Origin of the sequence: Phenylobacterium sp. (assembly GCF_030697305.1) — a bacterium.
GTDB lineage: Bacteria > Pseudomonadota > Alphaproteobacteria > Caulobacterales > Caulobacteraceae > Phenylobacterium.
In genome coordinates, this window is sequence record NZ_JAUYQL010000079.1 from 19,805 (window position 1) to 29,480 (window position 9,676).

General features: G+C 69.5%; 8 protein-coding genes. All 8 read right to left on the minus strand.

Features of this window, described 5'->3' with window-relative positions:
* Positions 1–26: 26 nt before the first annotated feature.
* On the minus strand, positions 27–1,406 hold the full coding sequence (locus tag Q8R27_RS08710) for a M20/M25/M40 family metallo-hydrolase (RefSeq protein ID WP_305698645.1): 1,380 nt from the start codon (positions 1,404–1,406) through the stop codon (positions 27–29).
* A 93-nt stretch (positions 1,407–1,499) separates the two neighbouring features.
* On the minus strand, positions 1,500–2,405 hold the full coding sequence (gene murB, locus Q8R27_RS08715; protein ID WP_305698646.1) for a UDP-N-acetylmuramate dehydrogenase: 906 nt from the start codon (positions 2,403–2,405) through the stop codon (positions 1,500–1,502).
* Entirely contained in the window at positions 2,402–3,835 is a 1,434-nt protein-coding gene (murC, locus tag Q8R27_RS08720) for a UDP-N-acetylmuramate--L-alanine ligase (protein WP_305698647.1), read from the minus strand. The genes murB and murC overlap by 4 nt, the downstream gene beginning before the upstream one ends.
* A gap of 3 nt (positions 3,836–3,838) precedes the next feature.
* Entirely contained in the window at positions 3,839–4,936 is a 1,098-nt protein-coding gene (murG, locus tag Q8R27_RS08725; RefSeq protein ID WP_305698648.1) for an undecaprenyldiphospho-muramoylpentapeptide beta-N-acetylglucosaminyltransferase, read from the minus strand.
* Between the two features lie 10 nt (positions 4,937–4,946).
* Positions 4,947–6,119, minus strand: a complete 1,173-nt coding sequence (gene ftsW / locus Q8R27_RS08730; RefSeq protein WP_305598035.1) for a putative lipid II flippase FtsW — start codon at positions 6,117–6,119, stop codon at positions 4,947–4,949.
* On the minus strand, positions 6,116–7,531 hold the full coding sequence (gene murD, locus Q8R27_RS08735) for a UDP-N-acetylmuramoyl-L-alanine--D-glutamate ligase (RefSeq protein ID WP_305698649.1): 1,416 nt from the start codon (positions 7,529–7,531) through the stop codon (positions 6,116–6,118). The genes ftsW and murD overlap by 4 nt, the downstream gene beginning before the upstream one ends.
* Before the next feature lie 19 nt (positions 7,532–7,550).
* On the minus strand, positions 7,551–8,660 hold the full coding sequence (mraY, locus tag Q8R27_RS08740; protein ID WP_305698650.1) for a phospho-N-acetylmuramoyl-pentapeptide-transferase: 1,110 nt from the start codon (positions 8,658–8,660) through the stop codon (positions 7,551–7,553).
* Positions 8,660–9,676 (minus strand): UDP-N-acetylmuramoyl-tripeptide--D-alanyl-D-alanine ligase (gene murF, locus Q8R27_RS08745; protein ID WP_305698651.1); only part of this gene is annotated, 1,017 nt, incomplete at its 5' end. The genes mraY and murF, both read right to left, overlap by 1 nt.

The window sequence follows — 9,676 nt, forward strand, 5'->3', positions numbered from 1 at the left end:
TTGAGAGTCGGGTGTCGAACGCGCGGTTACTGGCTCGCCAGCGCGCGGAAGTCCACGTCGCTGGCGCCCACCGCATAGAGCAGGCTCGCCCACACTGCGACACTCTGGGCGAGGTCGCGCGGGTCGATCTTGTCGAGTGTGTCGTCGGCCGAATGGTGCAGGTCGAAATAACGCGTCGCATCGGGGCTCAGGCTCGCCACCGGCGCGCCCAGTTTGATCAGGCCGGCCACGTCGGAGCCGCCGAAGGTCGAGGGCTCGGGCGCGACCACCACGGTGAGCGGCGCCAGCGCTGCGGTGAACGCCCGCATCGCCGGGTGCTGGAGGGAACCCTTGGGCAGGCGCACCCGCCAAATCGGCCCCGGACCGGTGTCGCTCTCGCCCACCATCACCATGGCAGCGACCTCGTCCTTATGCGCTTCGGCGTAGGCCGCGCCGCTGTAGTCCATCTCCTCGGCGCCCCACATCAACACGCGGAGCGTGCGGCGCAGGCCGCCGGGCGCCGAGCCCGCCAGCTTGGCCGCCGCAGTGGTGATGGCGACGCCGGCCGCATCATCGATCGCGCCGGTGCCGGCATCCCACGAATCGAGATGGCCGCCGACCACCACGACCTCGCCTGGCGTGGAACCCGGGATCTCGCCCACCACGTTCCAGGCCTGCGCCTTGTCGGTCATGGTCGAAGTCATGTTCAGCCGCACGCGCACGGGCGCGCCGCGCGCCGCCATGCGGTCGAGAAGTTGGGCGTCGGGCACGGACAGCGCCGCGGCCGGGATCGGCTTGACGCCTTCCGGCCAGGTCAGGGCGCCGGCGTGCGGTAAGCGCGTGTCGTCGGTCGACAGCGAGCGCACCAGAAAGGCCGCCGCACCGCGTTTCGAGGCCTCCCCCGGCCCGCGCGTGCGGTTGCGGTTGAGGAAGCCGTAGCCGGAGCTGTCCTGCGCCTTCAGCATCGGCTGGTTGATCACCGCGATCTTCCCGTTCAGCGAGCCTAAGGGCGCCGCGGTCAGCGCCTCCAGCGAGTCGAAGAACACGAGCTCGCCTTCGATTCCGCCACGCGGCGTCGAAGGCGATCGGCCCATCCCAAGGATCTGAAGCTTCTGGGCGTAGGGCGCGACGACCTCGGCGCTCTCGGGGCCGCGCGTCCAGGCGCCGGCCACGAAGGGCTCCGCATGGACGTTCTGGAACCCCAGCGCCTTCAGCTTGGCGACACCCCAGTCCTTGGCGCGCTCCATGGCGGGCGACCCGGTCGGGCGGGCGCCGATCTCGGTGGTCAACGACTCCACCAGATCCCAAGCGGTGGTGTCCTTCAGCGCGCGCTCGCGCACCTCGACCGCGCCGGCCGCCAGGTTCTGGGCCGCGGCCGGCGCTGCGAGCGCCAGGCCCATGGCCAGAGCGGCAAGCGGAAGGTTCATGCTGGACTTCATGGCGCGCTCACATCGGAGTATTGGGCGGGCGCTCAGCTTGGCCCGTGCCCCGGATCGATGTCCAGGCCGCTCAAGGTGCGATCAGGCAGGCCGACCGATCCGCTTGATCTCCCACTCCAGCTCGACGCCGAACTTGGCCTTCACGTCGGCCCGCACCGCCTCGCCCAGACCTTCCAGGTCGGCGGCGCTCGCCTCGCCGGTATTGATCAGGAAGTTCGTATGCAGCGGCGAGAACATCGCCCCGCCGAACGGCTTGCCGCGCCAGCCCGCGTCGTCGATCAGCTTCCACGACGACCGTCCGAGCGGGTTCTTGAACGTCGAGCCGCCGGTCTTCTCGCGGATCGGCTGCGACTGCTCGCGCTTGGCGGTGATCTCGCCCATCCGCGCCTCGATGGCGGCGGGTTCGTCGGGCGTCCCCTGGAACAGCGCGCCGGTGACGATCAGGTCGCCCTGCGCCGCCCTAGCCGACTTGCGATAGCTGAACGCCATCTCGACGTTGGACAGCGTCAGCCGCTCGCCTGCGCGGGTCACCGCGTAGGCTTCAACCAGAACGTCCTTGGTCTCCGCGCCGTAGCAGCCGGCGTTCATGATGCAGGCGCCGCCGATCGCGCCAGGCACGCCACGGTAGAACTCCAGCCCCGCGATCCCAGCCCTCGCCGCCTCGCGTGCGACGATGGCGTCCGGCACGGCGGCTCCGGCGAAGATCTGCGTCTCACCCCGCGGCTCGACCTTAGCGAAGCCGCGGCCGAGGCGGATCACCACGCCCTCGACCCCGCCGTCGCGCACCAGGGTGTTGGAGCCGACGCCCAGGGGCGTCACCGGCACGCCCGGGTCCAGGCCGGCCAGGAAGCCGGCCAGATCATCCTCGTCTTCGGGCAGGAAAACGAGCTCGGCGGGTCCGCCCACACGAAACCACGTGAACGGCGCCAACGGCTCGTCACGCAGCAACGTTCCCCGCACAGGCGGCAGGCGGTCGCGCCAGCTCATGCCGCGGGCTGGGCCTGGGCCTCGAGCTGCGCCGGCAGCGCATGCGCCCAGGCGGTGATGTCGCCGGCGCCGAGGCAAACGACGAGATCCCCCTCGCGCGCTTCCTCGCCCACCACGCGGGCGAGGTCGTAGGCGCCTGACAACGGCAGGGCGCGACGATGGCCGAAGCGGCGCAGGCCTTCCACCAGGGCGTCGCGATTGGCCCCCTCGATCGGCGTCTCGCCGGCGGTGTAGACGTCGGAGACCACCACGACGTCGGCGTCGTTGAAGCAGGCGCAGAATTCCTGGAACAGGTCGTGCAGCCGCGAATAGCGGTGCGGCTGGACCACCGCCACGACCCGCCCGCTGGTCACTGCGCGCGCCGCACGGAGCACTGCGGCGATCTCCACCGGATGGTGACCGTAGTCGTCGATGATCCGCACGCCGCGCGCCACGCCCACGGTGGTGAACCGCCGTCCGACGCCCGCGAACCCGGTCAACCCCTTGCGGATGTTGTCCTGGCCCACACCCAGCTCGCGCGCGACGGCGATGGCGGCCAGCGAATTCATGACGTTGTGGTGGCCGGCCATCGGCAGGTGCAGGTCGTCCCAGCGCTCCACCTGGATCTGTGGGTCGTGAGGATCGAACACCGCATCGAAGCGCGAGCCGTCCGGCCCCATGGTGATGTTCTCGGCCCGCACCTCGGCCTGCGGATTGACGCCGTAGGGGATCACCCGGCGGTTCTCGACCCGCGCGGCCATCGCCTGCACCTCGGGATGGTCGGTGCACACCGCGGCGAAGCCGTAGAACGGCACGTTCTCGACGAACTGCTGGAACGCCCGCTTCACCGAGTCGAAGTCGCCGTAGTGGTCCAGGTGCTCCGGATCGATGTTGGTGACGATCGCACAGGTCGACTTGAGCTTCAGGAAGGTGCCGTCGCTCTCGTCGGCCTCGACGACGATCCAGTCGCCCTCGCCGACCTTGGCGTTGGTGCCATAGGCGTTGATGATCCCGCCATTGACCACGGTCGGATCCATCCCGCCGGCGTCCAGCAACGCCGCCACCATCGACGTCGTCGTCGTCTTGCCGTGGGTGCCGCCCACCGCCACCGAGTAATGAAGGCGGGTCAGCTCCGCGAGCATTTCGCCCCGATGGACCAGCGGCAGGCGACGTTCGCGCGCCGCGGCCATCTCCACGTTGTCGGCCTTGATCGCCGTCGAATAGACCACCGCCGAAGCGTGTTCGACGTTGGCCGCGTCCTGGCCGATGAACACCCTGACCCCCAGCTTCTCCAGTCGCTCGGTGTTGGCGCTGGCGCGCGCATCGGACCCCTGCACCGTGTAGCCGATGCGCAGCATGATCTCGGCGATGCCGCTCATGCCGATGCCGCCGATGCCGATGAAGTGCACCGGGCCGAGTTCGAAGGGGACGGGACGTCGGTTCATGGCCATGCCTTAGCGGACTTGCGCGGTTTGCTCCACGACGTCGGCGAGGCGTTCGGCGGCGTCCGGTTTGGCGACCGAGCGCGAGGCGACCGCCATCCTGGCCAGGGTGGCTGGATCGCCCAGCAGGCGGGCCAGCACTTCCCGCAGGCTGTCGACCGTAAGCGCGCTCTCGCGCAGGATTTCCGCGCCCCCCGCGTCGGCCAGAAGGCGGGCGTTCTGGCCCTGGTCGTCGTCCAGCGCAATGGCCAGTGGGATCAGGATCGCCGGCTTCCCGGCCGCCGCGAACTCGCAGACGCTGCCCGCGCCCGAGCGGCCGATCACCAGATGCGCCGCCTTTAGCCGCCCGGCCATGTCGCGGAAGAACGGCGCGATCTCCGCCTCGACGCGGGCGTCAGCGTAGATCTTCTGGGCGATCTCCATGGATTCCGGCCGCGTCTGCTGCTGCACCGACAAGCGGTCGCGCAAGCTCTCCGGCAAGGCGGCGATGGCGTTGGGCACAAGCTCAGAGATCAGCCGCGCGCCCTGGCTGCCGCCGGTGATCAGCAGGCGTAGCGGCCCTTCGGGCTTCGGCGTCTCATAAGGCGCCTCGGCGATGGCTCGGATTTCGGGCCGCACCGGATTGCCGACCACGATGGCGCGTTTGGCGACCTTAGGCGGAGCCTTCTGCAGTACGGGAAAGGCGCAGGCGACGGTGGTCACATGGGCGGCCAGGCGGCGGTTGGCGCGGCCCATCACCGCGTTCTGTTCATGCACCACGGTCGGTCGGCCCTGGGTGATCCCGGCCAGCAGGCCCGGCACCGAGGGATAGCCGCCGAAGCCCACTACGACGGCGGGATCGATCACCTTGAACGCCCGGCGCGCCTGCATGACGCCGCCGACGATCGCCAGGCCCGCCTGCGCCATGCCGACAGGGTCGCCGCGGCGGAAGGTGCGCGCCGACAGGCCGATGCGTTGTTCCGCAGGAAAGTCCTCGGCGAAGGCGGCGACCCGGGCGTCGGAGGCCAGAACGATGCGCCAGCCGCGTGCGATCAGCGCCTCGGCCAGCGCCTGGGCGGGGAACAGGTGTCCGCCGGTGCCCCCGGCGGCGACGACGGCGATCTTGCGCATGGCCGCCGGACTAGGTGAAACCGCCGCCCTTGGCCAGCCCGTCGCCCTGGGTGTAGGCGCCGGGTCGCCGCCGCGTCAGCGCCAGCGCCATGCCCAAAGTCAGGCCCATGGCCAGCATCGAGGAGCCGCCGTAGGAGATGAATGGCAGGGTCATGCCCTTGGTCGGAATCAGGTTGAGGTTCACCGCGACATTGATGAACGCCTGCTGGCCGACCAGCACGAAAAGGCCGGCTGCGGCCACCTGCTCGAACGGGTCCGACAGCTTCATCGCCTTGTAGAGCCCGCGGATCACCACGAAGGCGAACAGCGAGATCAGCAAAAGTGAGAAGACCAGCCCGTACTCCTCGGCGGCGACGGAATAGATGAAATCGGTGTGCAGGTCGGGGACGTGGCGCTTCATCACGCCCTCGCCCGGGCCGCGACCGAAGACATGGCCGGCGGCGATGGCCTCGGCGGCGCGGTCGACCTGATGGGTGTCGGCCTTGTCGGGGCTGAGGAAGCGGTTCACCCGGCTGGCCACGTGGCCGAACAGGAAATAGGTGCTGGACAGCATCGCCAGCGCCGCCCCCGCCAGCAGCATCACCCACGACAGCGGCACGCCGGCCATCCAGAACGCGGCGCCGAACGCCACGGTGATCAGCACGGTCTGGCCCACGTCCGGCTGGATCAGCAGCAGGCCCACCGACACCAGATAGAGCGCGAAGGCGATGGTCACGCCGGGCACGCCTTGGCCCTTCTGGCCCTCGGAGAACATCCAGGCGACCAGGATGATCAGCGCCGGCTTCATGAATTCCGACGGCTGCAGCGTGAACCCGCCCAGCTCCAGCCAGCGCGTCGCGCCCTTGGCGTTGTGGCCGATGAACGGCAGCGCGATCATCACCGCGATCGCCGCCAGATAGATGAAGAACGCCGCCCGGCGGATCGCCTTCACCTCCAGCATCGAGACGCCCACGAGGATCACCGCGGCGCCCATGGCGAACACGCATTGGCGCACGGCGAAGTGGAACGGGTCGCCGACGTTCATCCGCGCGGCCGCCGCGGGGCTGGCGGCGAACGACAGCAGCACGCCCAGGCCGATCAACACCGCGACGACGCCCAGCAGCCAGCGGTCGATGGTCCACCACCACACGCCGACCGGCGAGCGGTCGCTGCGGGCGAAGGCGTGGGCTGGGGATGCGCTCATGCGCGCGCTCCTTTGGCTTCAAGCTTTCCCAGGGATTCCACGGCGGCGCGGAACGCCTCCCCGCGGGCCTCGAAATCGGTGAACTGGTCGAACGAGGCGCAGGCCGGCGACAGCAACACCACCGCGTCCTGGCCGCTGGCCGAGGCGTCGGCGTAGGCGCGGGCCACAGCCGTGGCGATGGTCCCGCACTCGGCGAACTCGGCCTTGCCGCGCAGCGTCTGGGCGAAGGCCGGCGCGGCCTCGCCGATCAGATAGGCCTTCTCGATGCGTGGGAAGAGATCGGAGAGCCCCTCGACGCCGCCGGCCTTGGGCTGGCCGCCGGCGATCCAGAAGAACTTCGGATAGCTCGACATCGCCTGGCGGGCGGCGTCGGTGTTGGTGGCCTTGGAGTCGTTGACGAAGCGTACGCGCCCCACATGGCCCACGGTCTCCATGCGGTGGGCGAGGCCCGGGAAGGTCATCAGTCCCTCGGCCGCGTCCTCCGCCGGAATGCCGACGCCGCGGGCCGCGGCGTAGGCGGCTGCCGCATTCTGCCAGTTATGACGGCCCGGGAGCGAACGGGCGCGCAGCAGGTCGACGATCTCCACGGCGCGCTCGCCGGTGGCGTCGTACAGCAGGCCCTGCAGTGCATAGACCCCGCGGCCCATCGCCTTGCTGGCGGAGATCGGCACGATGGTGCGGCGGTTGGCGGCGGTGACCTCGGTGCAGATCCGCTGGCCCCAGGGATCGTCGACGCCGATCACCGCAGTGTCGCCCTTGCCCTGGTTGAGCAGGATGCGCCGCTTGGCGGCCACATAGCCCTCCATGCTCCCGTGACGGTCGAGATGATCGGGCGAGACGTTCAGCAGCACCGCGGAGTCGGCCTTCAGGCTCGACGTCAGGTCTAGCTGATAGGACGACATCTCCAGCACGTAGACCGCGCCGCCGTGCATGTCCTCCAGACCCAGCACGCCCAGGCCGATGTTGCCGCCGACCCGGGTGTCGCGCCCGGCGACGTTGCAGATGTGGCCCAGCAGCGCCGTCGTCGTCGACTTGCCGTTGGTGCCGGTGACCGCGATTACCTTGGGGCGCTTGTGTTCGGGGGCGGCGTTCACCGCGCGGGCGAACAACTCCATGTCGCCGACGATCTCGACGCCGGAGGCCTTGGCCTTCTCCACCGTCCAGTGGGGTGTCGGATGGGTCAGCGGCACGCCCGGCGACAGCATGATCGCGGCGTAGTCGCTCCAGTCGGCGGTGGTCAGGTCCTCGAGCGGCAAGCCCTCGGCCTTGGCGGCGTCGCGCGCGGCGGCCTTCTCGTCCCACAGCGCCACCTGCGCGCCGCCGGCGATCAGGGCGCGCGCGGCCGCAAGCCCGGTGCGGGCGAGACCGAACACCGCCACCTTCCTGCCTTCGAACCCGCGCACCGGAACCATGGGGTTTCGTCCCGCCTCCCTAACGCAATTTCAGGGTGGCGAGGCCCAGCAGCGCCAGCATCACCGCGATGATCCAGAAGCGGATCACCACGGTGGATTCCGACCAGCCGAGCTTCTCGAAATGGTGGTGGATCGGGGCCATGCGGAACACCCGGCGCCCCGTCAGCTTGAACGAGACCACCTGGATCATCACCGACAGGGTCTCGAGCACGAACAGTCCGCCGATCACGCCCAGCACGATCTCGTGCTTGGTGGCGACCGCGACCGCGCCCACAGCGCCGCCCAGCGCCAGGGAGCCGGTGTCGCCCATGAAGATCTTGGCGGGGGGTGCGTTGTACCAGAGGAAGCCAAGGCCAGCGCCGATGATCGCGCCGCAGAACACCGCCACCTCGCCCACGCCCGGCACGAAGTGCAGTTGCAGGTAGCCGGCGAACACGAAGTTGCCGACCAGGTAAGCGATGAGGCCGAAGGCGGCGGCGGCGATCATCACCGGCACCGTGGCGAGCCCATCCAGCCCGTCGGTGAAGTTCACCGCATTGGCGGCGCCGACGATGATGAAGGCCCCGAACGCCAGGTACCACCAACCCATGTCGACCAGCAGGCCCTTGAACACCGGGAAGGCCACGGAGGTCGCCAGGTGCGGCTGTTCCGGCGGGCGTGCGCCGAAGGTGATGATGATCCACACCGCGGCCACCGCGATCAGCACCTCCAGCACCAGGCGGACCTTGCCGGAGATGCCGGCCGTGGTCTGCTTGGTGACCTTGGCGTAGTCGTCGAGGAAGCCCAGCACGCCGTATCCGGAGGTCACCAGCAGCACCGCCCAGACGTAGGGATTGCGCAGGTCGGCCCATAGCAAGGTGGAGACGATCAGCCCGGCCAGGATCATCATGCCGCCCATGGTCGGCGTGCCGGCCTTTTCGACGATGTGGCGTTCGATGCCGTCGCTGCGGATCGGCTGGCCTCGGCCCTGCTTGGCCTGCATGAAGCGGATGAACCGCGAGCCCAGCGCGACCACCACGAGCTGCGCCGTGAAGATCGCCATCCCGGTGCGGAAGGTTAGGTATTTCAAGATGTTGAAGACGGGAACGTGTCCCGCCGCCGACAGCTGCTCATAGAGCCAATAGAACATCAGCCGGCCTCCCTGGGCGCGGCGTCCAGCGCGGCGAGGGCCTGGGCGATGACGCCGGCCTTCGATCCATTGGAGCCCTTCACCATCACCAGGTCGCCAGGCTCTGCGGCATGGGCGACCTGCGGCGCGATTTCGGCCGCGGTCTCGCCGTAGCGCCCACGACGAGTCGGCGGAAGGGCGTCCCAGAGATGCTTCATCAGCGGCCCGGCGCAGAACACCTGGTCGATGCGTGCGCTTTCGACGGCTTTCGCTACGGCGGCGTGGTAGGCGGGAGCCTCCTCGCCCAGTTCCAGCATGTCGGTCAGCGCGACGATCCGCCGCCCCTTGGCCTGGCGCGCGCCGAGCGAGGCCAGCGCCGCGGCCATGGAGATCGGATTGGCGTTGTAGCTATCGTCGATCAGGGTGAAGGCGCCGCCGGCGATACGAACGTCACGCTCGGCGCCGCGTCCCTCCAGCGGTTCGAAAGCCTCCAGGGCCCGTAGCGCGTCGTCGCGCGTGACGTCCAGCGCCTCGAGCATCAGCAGCACCGCCAGGCTGTTCAGCCCCCAGTGGAACCCGCTCTGGCGGATCGGGAATTCTAGTCGCTCGTCATCCATCCGCGCGGTGACGACCGCGCCGCCCGCCCTGGGCTGGAAGTCGATCAGCGAGGCGACCGCATTCGGCCCTGAACCGAAGGCGCGCACCTGGGCGCCGGCGGTCAGCGCCTCGCGGTTCAGGAAATCGAACCAGACGTTGTCGGCGTTCAGCACGGCTAAGCCGCCAGGCTCGAGGCCCGCGAAGATCTCCGCCTTGGCGCGCGCAACGCCAGCCTCGCCGTCCGGGAAACTCTCCACATGCACCGGGCCCACAGTGGTGATCGCCACCACATGCGGCTTCACCATGCGCGACAGCGGCGCGATCTCGTCGGCGTGGTTCATGCCGATCTCGAACACCGCCCGCTCGGTGTCGCGCGGCATGCGCGCCAGCGTCAGCGGCACGCCGATGTGGTTGTTGTAGGACTTCACCGAGCTGTGCGA